This window comes from Polaromonas sp. P1_E12 (assembly GCF_056405975.1).
In genome coordinates, this window is record NZ_JBFUBB010000002.1 from 609,210 (window position 1) to 625,345 (window position 16,136).

General features: G+C 58.3%; 15 protein-coding genes and 1 tRNA gene. 13 read left to right on the forward strand and 3 right to left on the reverse strand.

Going from position 1 to position 16,136, the window contains the following annotated elements:
* Nucleotides 1-21: 21 nt before the first annotated feature.
* The 11 genes from aceA (at nt 22) to AC1D13_RS08730 (ending at nt 10,220) form a co-directional block, all read left to right on the forward strand.
* The gene (aceA, locus tag AC1D13_RS08680; protein ID WP_457280344.1) at nt 22-1,341 is read left to right on the forward strand and encodes an isocitrate lyase; all 1,320 of its coding nucleotides are present in this window, start codon (nt 22-24) and stop codon (nt 1,339-1,341) included.
* Between the two features lie 167 nt (nt 1,342-1,508).
* Nucleotides 1,509-1,688 carry a hypothetical protein gene (locus tag AC1D13_RS08685; RefSeq protein ID WP_431095808.1) on the forward strand — a complete coding sequence of 60 codons (180 nt, stop codon included), beginning with the start codon at nt 1,509-1,511 and terminating at the stop codon, nt 1,686-1,688.
* A gap of 288 nt (nt 1,689-1,976) precedes the next feature.
* The gene (gene thrS / locus AC1D13_RS08690) at nt 1,977-3,884 is read left to right on the forward strand and encodes a threonine--tRNA ligase (RefSeq protein WP_457280345.1); all 1,908 of its coding nucleotides are present in this window, start codon (nt 1,977-1,979) and stop codon (nt 3,882-3,884) included.
* Between the two features lie 95 nt (nt 3,885-3,979).
* Nucleotides 3,980-4,579 (forward strand): translation initiation factor IF-3, encoded by a 600-nt coding sequence (infC, locus tag AC1D13_RS08695; protein ID WP_457280968.1) that lies wholly within the window; start codon nt 3,980-3,982, stop codon nt 4,577-4,579.
* A gap of 207 nt (nt 4,580-4,786) precedes the next feature.
* A complete protein-coding gene (gene rpmI, locus AC1D13_RS08700; RefSeq protein ID WP_007870723.1) occupies nt 4,787-4,990 on the forward strand; it encodes a 50S ribosomal protein L35 in 204 nt (67 codons plus the stop codon).
* A 25-nt stretch (nt 4,991-5,015) separates the two neighbouring features.
* Nucleotides 5,016-5,375, forward strand: a complete 360-nt coding sequence (rplT, locus tag AC1D13_RS08705; RefSeq protein WP_348046678.1) for a 50S ribosomal protein L20 — start codon at nt 5,016-5,018, stop codon at nt 5,373-5,375.
* A 175-nt stretch (nt 5,376-5,550) separates the two neighbouring features.
* On the forward strand, nt 5,551-6,615 hold the full coding sequence (pheS, locus tag AC1D13_RS08710) for a phenylalanine--tRNA ligase subunit alpha (RefSeq protein WP_457280346.1): 1,065 nt from the start codon (nt 5,551-5,553) through the stop codon (nt 6,613-6,615).
* A gap of 31 nt (nt 6,616-6,646) precedes the next feature.
* Nucleotides 6,647-9,073, forward strand: coding sequence for a phenylalanine--tRNA ligase subunit beta (gene pheT / locus AC1D13_RS08715; RefSeq protein ID WP_477689365.1), 2,427 nt, complete (start codon nt 6,647-6,649; stop codon nt 9,071-9,073).
* A 48-nt stretch (nt 9,074-9,121) separates the two neighbouring features.
* Nucleotides 9,122-9,448: an integration host factor subunit alpha gene (locus AC1D13_RS08720; protein ID WP_457280348.1), complete on the forward strand. Its 327-nt coding sequence runs from the start codon at nt 9,122-9,124 to the stop codon at nt 9,446-9,448.
* A gap of 171 nt (nt 9,449-9,619) precedes the next feature.
* On the forward strand, nt 9,620-10,108 hold the full coding sequence (locus AC1D13_RS08725; RefSeq protein WP_457280349.1) for a MerR family transcriptional regulator: 489 nt from the start codon (nt 9,620-9,622) through the stop codon (nt 10,106-10,108).
* Between the two features lie 35 nt (nt 10,109-10,143).
* A tRNA-Pro gene (locus AC1D13_RS08730) sits at nt 10,144-10,220 on the forward strand.
* Nucleotides 10,221-10,396: 176 nt separating this feature from the next.
* Here AC1D13_RS08730 and AC1D13_RS08735 read toward each other — a convergent pair.
* The 3 genes from AC1D13_RS08735 to AC1D13_RS08745 all read right to left on the reverse strand — a co-directional run bounded on the left by AC1D13_RS08735 (nt 10,397) and on the right by AC1D13_RS08745 (nt 13,195).
* Entirely contained in the window at nt 10,397-11,590 is a 1,194-nt protein-coding gene (locus tag AC1D13_RS08735; protein ID WP_457280350.1) for an amidohydrolase family protein, read from the reverse strand.
* A 30-nt stretch (nt 11,591-11,620) separates the two neighbouring features.
* Entirely contained in the window at nt 11,621-12,319 is a 699-nt protein-coding gene (locus AC1D13_RS08740; protein ID WP_457280351.1) for a TetR family transcriptional regulator, read from the reverse strand.
* A 102-nt stretch (nt 12,320-12,421) separates the two neighbouring features.
* A complete protein-coding gene (locus AC1D13_RS08745; protein WP_457280352.1) occupies nt 12,422-13,195 on the reverse strand; it encodes a ferredoxin--NADP reductase in 774 nt (257 codons plus the stop codon).
* Between the two features lie 363 nt (nt 13,196-13,558).
* Between AC1D13_RS08745 and AC1D13_RS08750 the strand changes: the two genes are divergently transcribed.
* Together AC1D13_RS08750 and AC1D13_RS08755 are read left to right on the forward strand one after the other, a co-directional pair.
* Nucleotides 13,559-15,196 carry a 6-hydroxynicotinate reductase gene (locus AC1D13_RS08750; RefSeq protein WP_457280353.1) on the forward strand — a complete coding sequence of 546 codons (1,638 nt, stop codon included), beginning with the start codon at nt 13,559-13,561 and terminating at the stop codon, nt 15,194-15,196.
* Between the two features lie 11 nt (nt 15,197-15,207).
* Nucleotides 15,208-16,116 (forward strand): UPF0280 family protein, encoded by a 909-nt coding sequence (locus AC1D13_RS08755; protein WP_457280354.1) that lies wholly within the window; start codon nt 15,208-15,210, stop codon nt 16,114-16,116.
* Nucleotides 16,117-16,136 lie beyond the last annotated feature (20 nt).

The following is a 16,136-nucleotide window of genomic DNA, read 5'->3' on the forward strand; positions in this document are numbered from 1 at the left end:
TTTCAACCTACGGAGCCCACCATGCCGCAAACCCTGACCGAACAATTGAGCCGCGACCAGCAAATTTCCGCCCTGGAAAAAGACTGGGCCACCAACCCGCGCTGGAAAGGCATCAAGCGCGGCTACAGCGCCGCCGACGTGGTGCGCCTGCGCGGATCCTTCCCGATCGAGCACACGCTGGCCCGCCGCGGCGCCGAAAAACTGTGGGATCTGCTGCACAACGAGCCCTACGTCAACTGCCTCGGTGCCCTGACAGGCGGCCAGGCCATGCAGCAGGTCAAGGCCGGCGTCAAAGCCATCTATCTGTCGGGCTGGCAAGTTGCTGCCGACAACAACAGCTACTCCGCCATGTACCCGGACCAGTCCCTGTACCCGGTGGACTCGGTGCCCAAGGTCGTTGAAACCATCAACAACACCTTCCGCCGTGCGGACGAAATCCAGCACTCCAAAGGCATTGATGCCGGCGACAAAGACTACATCGACTACTTCGCACCCATCGTGGCGGATGCCGAAGCCGGTTTCGGTGGTGTTCTGAATGCCTTCGAACTGATGAAGGCCATGATCAAGTCCGGCGCCGGCGGCGTGCACTGGGAAGACCAATTGGCTTCCGTCAAGAAGTGCGGCCACATGGGCGGCAAGGTCTTGCTGCCCACCCGCGAGTCCTGCCAGAAGCTGATTGCCGCGCGTATGGCGGCCGACGTCTGCGGCGTGCCCACGCTGGTGATTGCCCGTACCGATGCCGAAGCCGCCGATTTGCTGACTTCCGACTACGACGAGATCGACAAACCTTTCCTGACGGGTGAGCGTACCGCCGAAGGCTTCTACAAGACGCGCAAGGGTCTGGAGCAGGCTGTCGCCCGCGCTAACGCCTATGCCCACTACGCCGACCTGGTGTGGTGCGAAACCGGCACGCCTGACCTCGACTTCGCAAAGAAATTCGCCGATGCCGTGCACAAGGTTCACCCAGGCAAGATGCTGGCCTACAACTGCTCGCCGTCTTTCAATTGGAAGAAAAACCTCGACGATGCCACCATCGCCAAGTTCCAGCGCGAGCTCGGCGCCATGGGATACAAGTACCAGTTCATCACGTTGGCTGGCATTCACTCCATGTGGTACAACATGTACGACCTGTCGCAAGACTACGTCAAGCGCGGCATGACGGCTTACATCGAGAAGGTGCAGGAGCCCGAATTCGCAGCACGTGACCGCGGCTACACCTTTGTGTCGCACCAGCAGGAAGTTGGCACTGGGTACTTCGATGAAGTGACCACCGCCATTCAGGGCGGCAAATCCAGCGTGACCGCACTGACCGGCTCTACCGAAGAAGAGCAGTTCCACTGATCTCACCTGACCGACGATTACCCAGACGCTTGCGCCCTTGAAGCGCAGCTTTTCAGCCTGGACAGGACCTAGGGCCTGTCCGGGCTTTTTTACGGGCGTTTTTTAGCGTAGAGTGCAGTTTGTTACATAAAACACAAGATGTGCATCATTAACAGGAGGAGGTTGCCGTGTCGGAATTAACCGTGGGTTTCAAGCGTGTTCCCTGTCCCGATTGCAATGGCACCGGCGAACTGCGCATTGAAAGCGAAAACATCAATGAGCATTTTGAAGTCGAAAAACAAACGGTGATTACCGAATGTCCGCGTTGCCTTGGCCTGGGATTTTTGCCGCCGGCTTCGCCTCAATAGGACTTTGTGGCGCGAGGCGAACAGGTGGCCGGCGAGCCATCTGCAAGCTGCCGTAAAATAGCCGCATGCAATCAATCAAGCTGGAAACAGGAAGGATCGTTCGGGTTATGACACCGCGAACTACGCCCTCGTCCGTTTTCTGGAGTCATCCAGGGCGCTAGTCCGCACCCCTTGGTGATTGTTAGCTACTGATTTCATAGCTTAAATCCATATCCCCCTATCAAAGCGCGGCAGGTTCCGCGCTTTTTTGTTTTTTCTGATTTCAGCCTGCTTATAGAAGTTATTCCCATGATTCAAATCACGCTCCCCGATGCTTCCAAGCGCGAATACCCCCAGGCCATTACGGTGGCCGAAGTCGCTGCCTCAATCGGCACCGGCCTGGCCAAAGCGGCCCTAGGCGGCAAAGTTGACGGCAAAGTGGTCGACACCAGCTATCTGATTGATAAGGACAGCTCGGTTTCCATCATCACAGCCAAGGACGCCGATGGACTGGACATGATCCGTCACTCGACAGCCCACTTGCTGGCCTACGCCGTCAAGGAACTGTTCCCGGATGCGCAGGTCACCATAGGCCCGGTGATTGAAAACGGGTTTTTCTACGATTTCTCCTACAAGCGCCCCTTCACGCCGGAAGACCTGGTGGCGATCGAAAAGCGCATGACCGAGCTTGCCGCCAGGGACGAGCCGGTGACCCGCCGTGTGCTGCCACGCGATGAAGCCGTGGCGCATTTCAAGAGCATAGGCGAGCATTACAAGGCGGAAATCATTGCGAGCATTCCCGCCAATGAGGATGTGTCGCTCTACCGCGAAGGTGCTTTTGAAGACCTGTGCCGCGGCCCCCACGTGCCCAGCACGGGCAAGCTGAAGTTCTTCAAGCTCATGAAGGTGGCCGGTGCCTACTGGCGCGGCGATCACCGCAATGAAATGCTGCAGCGCGTTTACGGCACGGCCTGGGCCACGAAGGACGAACTCCAGCAGTACCTCACGATGCTGGAGGAGGCTGAAAAGCGCGACCACCGCAAGCTCGGCAAGGAACTGGACCTGTTTCACATCGACGACCATGCGCCCGGCCTGGTGTTCTGGCACCCCAAAGGCTGGACGGTCTGGCAGGGCGTCGAGCAGTACATGCGCAAGGTCTACCAGGACAACGGCTACCAGGAGGTCAAGGGCCCCCAGATCATCGACAAGACGCTGTGGGAAAAAACCGGCCATTGGGACAAGTACCGTGACAACATGTTCACGACCGAGAGCGAAAAGCGCGAATATGCGCTCAAGCCCATGAACTGCCCCGGCCATATCCTGATCTTCAAGCAGGGCATTAAAAGCTACCGCGACCTGCCGCTGCGCTACGGCGAGTTCGGCCAGTGCCACCGCAACGAGCCTTCGGGCGGGTTGCACGGCATCATGCGCGTGCGCGGCTTCACGCAGGACGACGGCCATATCTTCTGCACCGAAGATCAGATCCTGAAGGAATGCGTGGACTACACGACCTTGCTGCAGAAGGTGTACACAGATTTCGGCTTCAAGAACATCATCTACAAGGTCGCCACGCGCCCCGAGGCTCGCATCGGCTCGGACGAAAGCTGGGACAAGGCTGAGCATGCGCTGATGGAAAGCCTGCGCGCGTCCGGCTGCGAATTTGAAATCGCCCCCGGCGACGGCGCTTTTTACGGCCCGAAGATCGAATACACGCTCAAAGACGCCATCGGCCGCCAGTGGCAATGCGGCACCATGCAGGTCGATTTCTCCATGCCGGAGCGGCTGGATGCCGAATATGTGGGCGAAGACGGTAACCGTCACCGGCCTGTAATGCTGCACCGCGCGATTGTGGGCAGCCTGGAGCGTTTTATCGGGATTTTGATCGAGGAACACGCCGGCGCGCTACCAGTCTGGCTGGCCCCCGAGCAGGTTTCGGTCCTCAATATCACCGATTCCCAGGCTGAATATGCCCGGGAAGTTGCCAAAACACTGCAAAATCAAGGGCTTAGGGTCAATCTGGACCTGCGCAACGAGAAAATTACGTATAAAATACGGGAGCACTCGATGAAAAAGCTGCCGTATATCCTTGTCGTAGGCGACAAGGAGAAAGCGGCAGGTGCCGTTGCAGTGCGCGCCCGGGGTAACAAAGACCTTGGAGTGATGCCTCTCGAAGCCTTCGCTGAAACGATCGCTTCCGACATCGCGAAAAAAGCCTGATTTTTAACAAAATTGTTGATGAATTTGGCCTGTCGTCCTTACAGGACGGGCGCAAGCAGCTATAGCTTTTATAGCAAGAGTTAAAGGATAGAACCATCGCTACTGAATTTCGTGACCGCCGTCACCGTGAAGAACGCAAGCATCGCTTGAACCGTGAAATCATGGCCCCTGAAGTACGTCTGAGCGGGCCAGACAATGAGCCGCTGGGCATTGTCAGCATCACCGAGGCTTTGCGCCTTGCGGGTGAGGCCGATGTGGACCTCGTCGAAATCTCCCCCACAGCGGTTCCACCGGTGTGCCGGTTGATGGATTACGGCAAGTTCAAGTACGCCGAGCAGAAGAAGGCGGCGGAAGCGAAGTCCAAGCAAAAAGTGATCGAGATCAAGGAAATCAAATTCCGGCCCGGCACTGACGATGGGGACTACAACATCAAACTGCGCAATATCAAGCGCTTTTTGGAAGAAGGCGACAAATGCAAGATTACCTTGCGTTTTCGTGGTCGCGAAATCACGCACCAGGAACTGGGCTTGGCCCTGCTGGCGCGTATTCGTGATGAGTTGGCCGATTTGATTGTGGTGGAGCAGTTCCCCAAGCTTGAAGGCAGGCAGATGGTCATGATGATCGCGCCGGGCCGTAAAAAGCCGGGTGCTGCCAAACCGGCAGCCGAGACGGCCCCGGCACCGTCCGCAGCCTGAGGCTGGCGAGCAGAGGGTAAAGATAAGGGGCGCTTTGCGGCGTTCCGGTGAAAGCAGGTGCAAGCCGGCTTTCCAAAAGCAGAAGGGTCAAACCTTTTGCGAGCAGCGGGAAGTCGCAAGATTTCCCGCTTAACAAGTGTCTCGGGGCCATCAAGTCTGCGGAAGGTTCGCAGCGCCTCACGAGCACAAATGAAAAGGAGCATTTACATGCCCAAAATGAAGACCAAGAGCGGCGCTAAAAAGCGTTTCCGCGTTCGTCCGGGTGGTACCGTCAAGCGCGGCCAAGCCTTCAAACGTCACATCCTGACCAAGAAGACCACCAAAAACAAACGCCATCTGCGTGGTGCGGTGACTGTTCATGAGACCAATATGGGTCACATGGCACAGATGCTCCCAGGCCAGGGCATTTAATTAACGACGAACAAGGAGTACACACATGCCTCGCGTCAAACGTGGTGTAACGGCTCGCGCCCGCCACAAAAAAGTTTTAGCCCTTGCAAAAGGTTTCCGCGGCCGCCGCGGCAATGTCTTCCGTATCGCCAAAGAAGCGGTAATGAAGGCTGGGCAATATGCCTACCGTGACCGCCGTACCAAGAAACGCGTGTTCCGCCAGTTGTGGATCGCCCGTATCAACGCTGCAAGCCGTTCCTTCGGCTTGACCTACAGCCAGTTTGCTAACGGCCTGAAGAAAGCCGGTATCGAGATCGACCGCAAGGTTCTGTCCGACATGGCCATTCATGACAGCGCTGCTTTCGGCGCCATCGTTGAACAGGTGAAAGCCAAGCTGGCTGCCTGATTTTCAAGCCGGGCAGTGTTGGTGCTATTAAATCAATAGCTGCTTGCGCACGAAAATAAAGGGCTGGGGCTTGAAAAGGCTCTGGCCCTTTTTCATGGCCCTTACTGCAGTACTCACGGAACAGAAGTGCTGCTGAAAGCGCCTTCGCTGTTTTGTATTTCGAACAAGAGAACGTATGACTCAACCCGATGCCCTCCAAGAACTGGTTAGCAGCGCCCAGGCCAGTTTTACGCAGGCGAACACGCCCGCCGACCTGGAAAACGCCAAGGCGCAGTTCCTGGGAAAAACCGGCCGCGTCACGGAGTTGATGAAAGGCATGGCAGCGCTCAGCGTCGAAGAGAAGAAGTCCCGTGGCGCCGCTATCAACCTCGCCAAACAGGCGATTGAAACCGCGTTGACCGAGCGCCGGCAGGCGCTGGCCGACGCCGAACTGCAAAAGCAGCTCAAGGCGGAAGCGCTCGACGTGAGCCTGCCCGGCCGTCAGCGCACGCAGGGCGGCTTGCATCCGGTGTCACTGACGCTGGAGCGCATTGAAGGTATTTTTGGCTCGATGGGTTTCGATGTGGCCCAAGGCCCTGAAATCGAGACGGACTGGTTCAATTTCACTGCGCTCAATACGCCCGAAGACCATCCAGCGCGTTCGATGCATGACACGTTTTATGTCGAGGGCGGCACCGAGGCCGCGCCCAATCTCCTGCGCACCCACACCAGCCCCATGCAGATCCGCTATGCGGTCCAGCATGTCAAGAAGCACCGCGCGCTCATCGACGCAGGCGGCCGTATGCCCGAGATACGCGTCATCGCACCGGGTCGCACCTACCGTGTCGACAGCGATGCCACGCACTCGCCCATGTTTCACCAGTGCGAAGGCCTGTGGATAGGCGAGAACGTAAGCTTCAAGGATCTCAAATTCGTCTTCACTGATTTCTGCCGTACTTTCTTCGAAAGCGATGACCTGGTGCTGCGCTTTCGCCCCAGCTTTTTCCCGTTCACGGAACCCAGCGCCGAGATCGACATCCAGTTCCAGACCGGCCCGCTCGCCGGCCGCTGGCTGGAAGTGGCCGGCTCTGGCCAGGTGCACCCGAATGTGGTGCGCAACATGGGGCTGGACCCCGAGAAATACATCGGCTTTGCCTTCGGCATGGGCCCTGACCGCCTGACCATGCTGCGCTACGGCGTCAACGACCTGCGTCTCTTCTTCGACGGCGACATCCGCTTCCTCTCCCAGTTTCAGTCCTGAAATAACAAGAACAAGAAAACAAGGTTAGACCATGCAATTCCCAGAATCCTGGTTGCGCGAATTCTGCAACCCGCCTTTGACGACCCAGCAGCTCGCCGACACACTCACCATGGCCGGCCTGGAGGTCGAAGAACTCAAGCCGGTGGCACCTCCGTTCACCAGGATTGTTGTTGGTGAAATCAAGGAAGCCGTCCAACACCCGGATGCCGATCGCCTGCGCGTCTGCCAGGTCGACGTGGGGCAGGGCAGCCTGCTCAACATCGTTTGCGGTGCGCCCAACGCCCGCGTCGGCATCAAGGTGCCATGTGCCCTGGTCGGCGCCGAGTTGCCTCCCGGTGAAGACGGCAAGCCCTTCCTGATCAAGGTCGGCAAACTGCGCGGCGTGGAAAGCCAGGGCATGCTGTGCTCGGCGCGCGAACTCAAGCTCTCTGAAGACCACGGCGGCCTGCTCGAACTGGTGGCCGATGCGCCGCTGGGCCAGGACATCCGCGAGCATTTGAAGCTCGACGACACCCTGTTCACCCTCAAGCTCACGCCCAACCTGGCGCATTGCCTGAGCGTCTACGGTGTTGCGCGCGAAGTCGCTGCGCTCACGGGTGCACCGCTGAAGACGCCGGCCATTCCCGCCGTGGCTGCCGCCGACACCGCGAAACTGCCGGTGAAGATCAGCGCGCCCGATTTGTGCGGCCGCTTTTCCGGCCGCGTGGTGCGCAACGTCAATACGAAAGCTGCCACACCACAATGGATGGTCGATCGCCTGGTGCGCTGCGGCCAGCGCAGCGTGACGGCGCTGGTGGACATCTCCAACTACGTGATGTTCGAGCTGGGCCGTCCCTCGCACATCTTTGACCTCGAAAAAATCCATGGCGGGCTCGATGTCCGCTGGGGCAAGTCCGGCGAGACGCTCAAGCTGCTTAACGGCAATACCGTGACGGTTGACGAAAAGGTCGGCGTGATTGCCGACAACGCGCAGGTGGAGTCGCTGGCCGGCATCATGGGCGGCGATGCGACCGCCGTCTCGGACGACACGAAACATGTCTACGTCGAAGCCGCCTTCTGGTGGCCCAAGGCCATCGCTGGTCGCTCGCGCCGTTATAACTTCTCGACCGACGCAGGCCACCGTTTTGAGCGAGGCGTTGATCCCGGGCAGACCGTCGAGCACATCGAGCGCATCACCCAACTGATCATCGATATCTGCGGCACACCGGAAACGGTGTGCGGCCCCATGGATGACCAGCAGGTTAACGTTCCCAAAGCGGTGCCAGTCACTTTGCGGGTGGCGCGTGCAGCCAAGGTGATCGGCATGCCGCTCACACAGGCTCAATGCCTCGATGCGCTCCAGCGCCTCGGCCTGCCGGTGACGCAGGGCGAGGGCACGTTGACCGTGACACCACCCAGCTACCGCTTTGATCTGCAGATTGAAGAAGATCTCATTGAAGAAGTGGTGCGCATGGTGGGCTACAACCAGCTTCCCGAGACGCCGCCGCTGGCCCCCATCACCGCCAGGTTGCGCGCTGAAGCCGAACGCAGCCCCTTTGGCGTGCGTCGCGCCCTGGCGTCACTGGGTTACCAGGAAACCATTAACTTCAGCTTCGTGGAAGAGCGCTGGGAGCATGAGCTTGCCGATAATCCCAACCCCATCAAGCTGCTCAATCCCATCGCCAGCCAGATGAGCGTGATGCGTTCCTCGTTGCTGGGCTCGCTCCTGCAGGTGCTCAAGTTCAACCTGGATCGCAAGGCGCCCCGCGTGAACGTGTTTGAACTGGGCCGCGTTTTCCTGCGTGACGCAGATGTCCGGAATACCGATACCACCGTGGCCGGCTTCAACCAGCCCATGCGTGTGGCTGGCTTGGCCTATGGCCCGCGGGCGGCACTGAACTGGAGCCAGCCTGACAAGGGGGTGGATTTTTTCGACATCAAGGGCGACGTGGAGGCTTTGCTCGCGCCGCTTCAGGCTGTCTTTTCGCCTGCGGCGCACCCCGCCATGCACCCCGGCCGCTGCGCGAGCGTGTCTGTAGGCGGCAAGTCGATCGGCTTTGTGGGCGAGCTGCACCCGCAGTGGCGCCAGGGCTACGACCTGGCCCAGGCGCCACTCCTGTTTGAGCTGGAACTGGATGCCGTGCTGCAACGGCCGGTGCCCGAGTTCAAGCCGGTCAGCAAGCTACAGCCGGTAGAGCGTGATATCGCCGTCATCGTGGCGGAGGGTGTCAGCCATGCCGCGCTGATGTCGGCCATCCATGGCGCCAATACGAAAGGCCTGCTCAAGGGGGCAACGCTGTTTGACGTCTATCGGCCGCAGCAGGCAAGCGCGAGCATGCAGCTCGGCGAAAAAAGCCTGGCCGTGCGCTTGGTGCTTTCGAGCGGCGCCGCTACACTGACAGACGAGGAGATTGAGGCGGCCGTTCAGTCGGTGCTCGACAATCTGCAAGGTCAGTTGGGTGCCCGCTTGCGGGCCTGACCTTTCACGAATACCGCTCACAATAAAAGTCGCCAGGAGTACCGTTGCATGGATTTTTCTGTAGAAAGCCTGGAAACCCCGGCGCTGACAAAGGCGCATCTGGCCGAGTTGCTGTTTGAACAGATCGGGCTCAACAAACGCGAATCAAAGGACATGATTGACGCGTTTTTCGACTTGATCTCGGACAGCCTGGTGGACGGAAATGACGTGAAAATTTCCGGATTTGGCAATTTCCAGATTCGCACCAAAGCACCTCGCCCCGGCCGCAACCCCCGCACCGGAGAAGCCATTCCCATCGAGGCTCGCAGGGTGGTGACATTTCATGCCAGCCACAAGCTCAAAGACCAGATCCAGGGCGAAACTGTTGCCGAATAAGTACTAAACCCGGTGGCTTCGTCCGCCGGGTTTACGTATCCGGGTAGGTGTTTGTAATTAAATGTCACCTGTGTGACGGAACAACACATCCCAAAAAACCGGCGCAACTCTTTGCGCTAAGTTTCGACTTAGAGTAGATTTGGAGGTTTCCTCCTTAGCGCATTGATTTAATTGGAGAAAACGCTCCCACCCATTCCCGCGAAACGCTATTTCACCATCGGTGAAGTCAGTGATTTGTGCGGCGTCAAACCTCACGTGCTCCGTTATTGGGAGCAAGAGTTCACGCAACTACGCCCGATGAAAAGGCGTGGCAACCGCCGCTACTACCAGCACCATGAGGTGCTGATGATCCGCCGGATCCGTGATTTGCTCTATGACCAGGGCTTCACCATCAGCGGCGCACGCAACAAGCTTCAGGAAATCGTTCAGACCGAACGCGACAAGCGCCGTAATGGTGAAGTCATGCTTGACGGCGTAGAAGTGCTGGAAGGCGGTGAGTCCCTGCTGGAGGATTTTGAGGATTCCAGTGACCACTCGGACTTCGAAGACAGCGAGCCGGAGGGCGCGGATTTGCCCAGCGGCAGCGCGGCTCAGCAACGACTGCAATTGGTACGGCGCGAGTTGTTTGAAATTCGTGATCTCCTCAGCGCCGGGCACTGAGAAGCATTTTCGGCACGCTATAATAAAAGGCTTGTCGGTGTGTGGCGCAGCCTGGTAGCGCACTTGCATGGGGTGCAAGGGGTCGAAGGTTCGAATCCTTTCACACCGACCATAAAACCAACAGATAGCCGGTTAGCTAACGCTAACCGGCTTTTTTGTTTGGATCGAATATTTGTTGAAGTATCCGGTCGGCTGTCTTTGAGATCGACGTCAGAGGATTGCCCGTCGATTAGCTCGACGCAATTGTGTCTGGGGAAAACGCGATGGCAAGTCGCAAGCGCCTGCGTATCAGGCCGGAACAATGCTGGGGATCTGCGTGGCCGGCGGGGTGTTACGGCTGCGGCCGCAGCGAACCAGGCCGTCAATCATCACCATGCCAACGCCGGGAATATCCCCGCGTTGCACACTGTCCAGCAGGTTGAGCCCCGCTGAGTGCTGGGCTTTGTCCATGAAGACCAGATCAGCATCACGGCCTGTTTCTATCAAACCGCAATTGAGTTTGCGAATGCGCGCGGTGTTACCCGTGGCAAAGCAAAAAACCAGCTCCGCCGGGATATTGCCCAGGCTGGAAAGGAGGGCGATAAGGCGCAGCACACCCAGCGGCTGGACACCGGACCCGGCCGGCCCGTCGGTACCCAGGATGACGCGATGCGGGCACTTGAGCTGCAGCGCCGCCTGCGCGGCTGCAATTGCGACTTTTTCATTGCCGTTATGGACAATTTCAATGGCGCGCGATGATTTCTCACAGAGTTCGCAAACATGTGCTTCCGACAGTGCCGTATGACCGCCATTGATATGGCCGATGACATCGGCGTCTGCTTCCAGTACCACGTCCTTGTCAATCAGGCCTGAGCCGGGAATGGAAGGGCCACCGGTGTGAATGGTGCTCTGGATGCCGTATTTCCTCGCCCAACCCACCATCTCTTTGGCTTCGTAGCCCGCCTTGACTGAACCCAGGCCCACCTCGCCGAGCAAGGTTACGCCGGCGTCGGCAAGGTCCTTGAAATCTTGTTCGGTCATCCCTTTTTCGATGATGGGTGCACCGGCAAGTACCTTGACGCCGCCTGGGCGGAAGTTGTCGAATGCCCGTTGTGCGGTTATGGCCAGCGCCTTGAGGCCCACGATATCCTTGGGGCGCCCTGGCAGGTGAACCTCGCCGGCAGAAATCATGGTGGTGACGCCGCCGTGCATGGTGGAGTCAATCCAGCCGATCTGGTTCTGGCGCGGCGTCCAGTCGCCGAAAACCGGATGCACATGGCTGTCGATCAAACCGGGTGCCACGCAAGTCTGGTGCGCGTCAATCACGGTCTGCGCATGCGCCGTGTCACAGTCCTTGGCCTTTCCGATAGCTACGATGAGACCGTCGTTCACAACGATGGTGTCCGCGTCCAGGATAGGCTGGTCGATGTCTCCGGAGAGCAGCAGGCCAATGTTCCTGATGACGACCTTTCCTGATTTTCCGCTTGATGCCGCTTCTGCCATGGGTGGCCTTTCAAATGCGTGGGGTTGAGCTCAAGGATTCAGCATGACAGTGCGCAGCACGGTGCTGATGATGAAGGCCTGCCATTGCGCCAGCGCCTCAGGTGTTTGCAGGTCTTCGCCGAGGAAGGCTGACAGCGTGTGGCGGTTAGAGATATAGAAGTAGCCGGTGGCGGCAATCAGCAGGTAGACATTGCGGGCGGAGATGTCTGCCCGGAAAATTTTCTTGCGCACACCGCTTTCCAGCAGTTGCCGGATGATGGCGATGGCGGGAGACGAGTAATCCCGGGCGCGTTGCGATTTGGCAATGTGCTTGCCGCGGTGCAGGTTTTCCGTATTGAGCAGCGTGATGAACTCCGGATTTTTGCTGTAGTAGGACACCACGAAGCAAATCACGTCGGTCAGGGATTCCACGGGATGCTCGATGTCCAGCGACAACTCGAGCTCGGCGTCATTCATGCGGCGGTACATGTCTTCCAACACTTCGATGAACAAGCCTTCCTTGCTGCCGAAGTAGTAGTAAATCATGCGGTCGAATGACTTGGCCGACCTGGATATTTTCTCTACGCTCCCGCCGTCATACCCATAGCGCGCGAAGACGCGGGTGGCTGCCCGCAGGATGTTGTCGCGCGTGGTCTGCGCGGCTTGCTCCCGTACGCCGGGCCGCTTGGCAATCGTGCGTTTGGTTGTGGCAGTGCGCGGCTTGATGGTTTTGGCCGTCTTCGCTGTCATGTAGAGGTGTCCAGTCGCGGTTTATGCGTGATCAAGCGAAAAGGTGTGATGGATGGCTTCCCGGGGAAATGCAATGATTTGAAAGCAAGCGCTGGGCCATCTTCATTGTTCGGCAAAGGCGCGTTCGATCACGAAATCTCCCGGCTTGGACGTATTGCCTTCGATGAAGCCTTTGCCTTCGAGCATGTGTTTGAGGTCCTTGAGCATGGCGGGGCTGCCGCAGATCATCACACGGTCATGCGCCGGATCCAGTGCCGGCAACTGCAGGTCGGCCAACATCTTCCCGCTTTCGATCAGGTCGGTGACGCGACCCATGTTGCGGTAAGCCTCCCGCGTAACGGTAGGGTAGTACAGCAACTGCCTGGAGATCAGCTCACCGAGAAACTCATGTTGGGGCAAGTGATCCACAACCAGGTCGTGATAGGCCAGCTCGTCTGCCTGCCGCACGCCATGGACGAGCACTATCTGCTCAAACCGTTCGTAAGTCTCCGGGTCCCGGATGATGCTCATGAATGGCGCCAGGCCCGTGCCGGTCGAGAGCAGGTAAAGCCTTTTGCCCGGCAGCAGGTAATCAATTACCAGTGTGCCGGTTGGCTTGCGTCCAACGATGATTTTGTCGCCGACCTTGATGTGCTGCAGCCGTGACGTCAGGGGACCTTCCGCGACCTTGATGCTGAGGAATTCGAGATGCTCTTCATGATTGGGGCTCACGATGCTGTAGGCGCGCAGCAAAGGCTTGTCGTTGACCCTTAACCCGATCATGGTGAAGTGGCCGTTGCTAAAGCGCAGTGATGTGTCGCGTGTGGTGGTAAAGGTAAACAGGCGGTCAGTCCAGTGATGGACGGACAGCACAGTTTCTTCATTGAAAGCGCTCATGGTGTTATTCGGGAGTGATGGTTATGAATTGGAGAGGCTGCGTTGATGTCTCATGGTTTCATGATCTGCCGGCTTGTGAGCCGATCTTTCCATTGCGCGGTCTCGATAGGTATTTGCATGCCCTGGCCAAACGATGCCGCCACGGAGGCAATGTGCCACATTAATGTAGTGAACGCAACATTTAAATTCAGTGTGTACAACATTTTAAAATAAGTTTAAGACAGCCATGTAAATACTATTGCATGAGAAATCCGCATGCGCTACATTGAATCTCGTATGTAGTGAATGCAACATGTAAATTAAGTGAGCACTACATTGGTGAATTCGCCCCAAGATGGTGAGAGTGGCAGAAGGACGAGCACGATGACTGAACATACAAAGACGGACGGCTTGCCTGGCATGGATGCCTTGACGTTTCCGCTGGTTTTGGAAAAGGCCCGGCCGCGAAACGAGCGAATGAATAGCGAGAAAATCGAGTGCAATGCCTGCCCGGTTCTATGTCAGATATCCGAAGGGCGCAGCGGGGCCTGCGATCGCTATGCCAACCACGGCGGAACGCTTGTTCGGGTCGACCCGGTGTTGTTGTTGCGCCGTACGCTGTCCGTCGGAGGGACGCATATTGTGCCGTTTGCGGGGCGTACAGATGCAAGACTTCCCGCGCCAGAAGATCTGTCCGGTGGCACGGATGGCGCATCAGCGGTTCCATGGAGCGGTGATCTTCTACTGGCTGATGAAGTGTTTGTCACGGGTGTGGGTTCATCAACAACTTATCCCGACTACAAGCCGGCACCATTCATCGTTTCATCGAAAGCGGCCGGTGTTGATCTGGTCACTGTGGTCACGGAAGGAATTTTCAGCTATTGCAGCTTCAAGGTAAAAATTGACACTGACCGCTTCCTGGGTGCCGAGCAGGCCAATGTGCGCTGCAAGGGAGAGGTAATCGGGCATGTGACGACGGCCGAGTATGGCTCGCAGATGCTGTCCCTGGGTGGTGTGCATCACCTGACGGGAGGTAGCAAGAAAGAGGGCCGTGTCACGGTCGAAATGATGAAGGCGCTCGGCAACAAGCAGGCCGTGGAGTTTACGATTGACGGCGGTTCCCAGATACTGATTCAGGCTGGCCGTGCGCCTGTCGTGAATGGCGTTGAGGAAGAACGCATGCGCGTGGGTTGCGGGTCGGCTACGGTCGGAATTTTTGCGAAGCAGTTATTCGGCAAGCTTGACGAGGTGGTGGTGGTCGACGACCACATTACCGGTGTGCTGACCGAGCATCAGGCGGGGCGTTGTCTCGATATGCGCCCGTCAGGTATCCGGATGCGCGGACGAAAGTCCACGCCGGGGCGCTATTTCCAGGTGGCAAATCCTGGAACGGGCTGGGGTGGGACGGATATCGCCGATCCCCTGTCCATCATCGAGGCGTGGGACGGTAATGTCGCCTGGCCGGGCCTGCGCTTGTTGATGACGTCCACCACCGGTGAGCATGCAAGCTGGTATGTGCTCAATGAAGAGCTCGTTCCCGTGGAGCAAGAGATGCCGGCGGAAGTGCGCCATGTCGTTGAGCGTATCGGTGAAAACTGCGAGCCCTCGCTGGCGACGGTGCTCTTTCTTGCGGGAGCCGGTGGCAGCCTGCGGGCCGGTGTCACTGAAAATCCGGTTTTGCTGACGCGCGCCATCAAGAGTTCCCTGGTGAATGTGACCTGTGGCGGGGCTCCTGCCTACGTCTGGCCCGGTGGAGGGATCACCGTGATGGCCGATGTCATGCGCATGCCGGACAACAGTTTCGGAACCGTTCCCACGCCGGCCATCGTGGCTCCCATTGAATTCAGCATGAAGCTTGACGACTATCGCGCGCTGGGCGGGCACATGGACTATGTGCGCACGCTGGAGGATGTGTTGTGTCGCGGTGCCTGGCACAACGAGGGTGCACCTGTAGCTCTGGAATGGGCCAAGCTACCTTCCGCCAACCCCTGGCCTCTGGCGCGTTCTCCGTTATTGGGCTGAGGCACTTGCACATGAACTCTCAACGCTTGCAACTTCCCGACGGGCGCTGGCATTTCCAGCATGGTCCGATGGATATCATCATTGGCGCCCATGGAAGGCCGGCTGCGGTAGAGGACGCTCATGCCAAAGCGTGGGAGCGTTTCAGCGATATCCTCGGCGAGCTGGTCGGGGAACTTCCTCTCCTGCGGCAGCCTGTACGGGATGAGTGCCATCTGGAAGGGGTCATAGCCCGGCGCATGTGGAATGCGTGCCACCCTTACCGGCATGGCTTCATCACCCCGATGGCGGCCGTTGCCGGTGCAGTCGCGCAGGAGCTGGTCGCCTGTTATGCCAATGGCGGGATAGACCGCGCCTGGGTCAACAACGGCGGTGACATTGCCCTGCACTTGGCGCCAGCGCAATCTGTGCGGATCGGCCTGTATGCAGATCTGGCGCGCCTCGATGTGAACGAGGTATTGGCCGGCGTTCATACCGACGGGCAATTCGAGGTTTCCAGCGCGCTTCCTGTTCGCGGCGTCGCTACCAGCGGTTGGCGAGGGCGAAGCTTTTCTCTGGGTATTGCCGACAGCGTGACGGTCCTTGCGCGTACTGCCGCGCAAGCGGATGCTGCAGCCACCATGATTGCGAATGCGGTCGATGTTGCCGACGTGCGAATCAAACGCAGCAGAGCTTGTGACGTGAAGGACGACACCGACCTTGGCGAAATGCTGGTGACAATTGAGGTGCCGTTGCTGGAGGCGGAAACGGTTCGGCGCGCACTGCGCACCGGGCTTGAACGCGCACAGGCTCTGCAGGCGGCGGGATTGATCTGGTCGGCTGCGCTGGTTTGCCAAAACCAGCTGATGACCACCTCTGATAAAACGTCGCAACGATTGCAAAATCACAGTGCTGAAGTGCCGGCTGGTTCGGTATTTGCTTAATGAAATGAATGGACCTCACA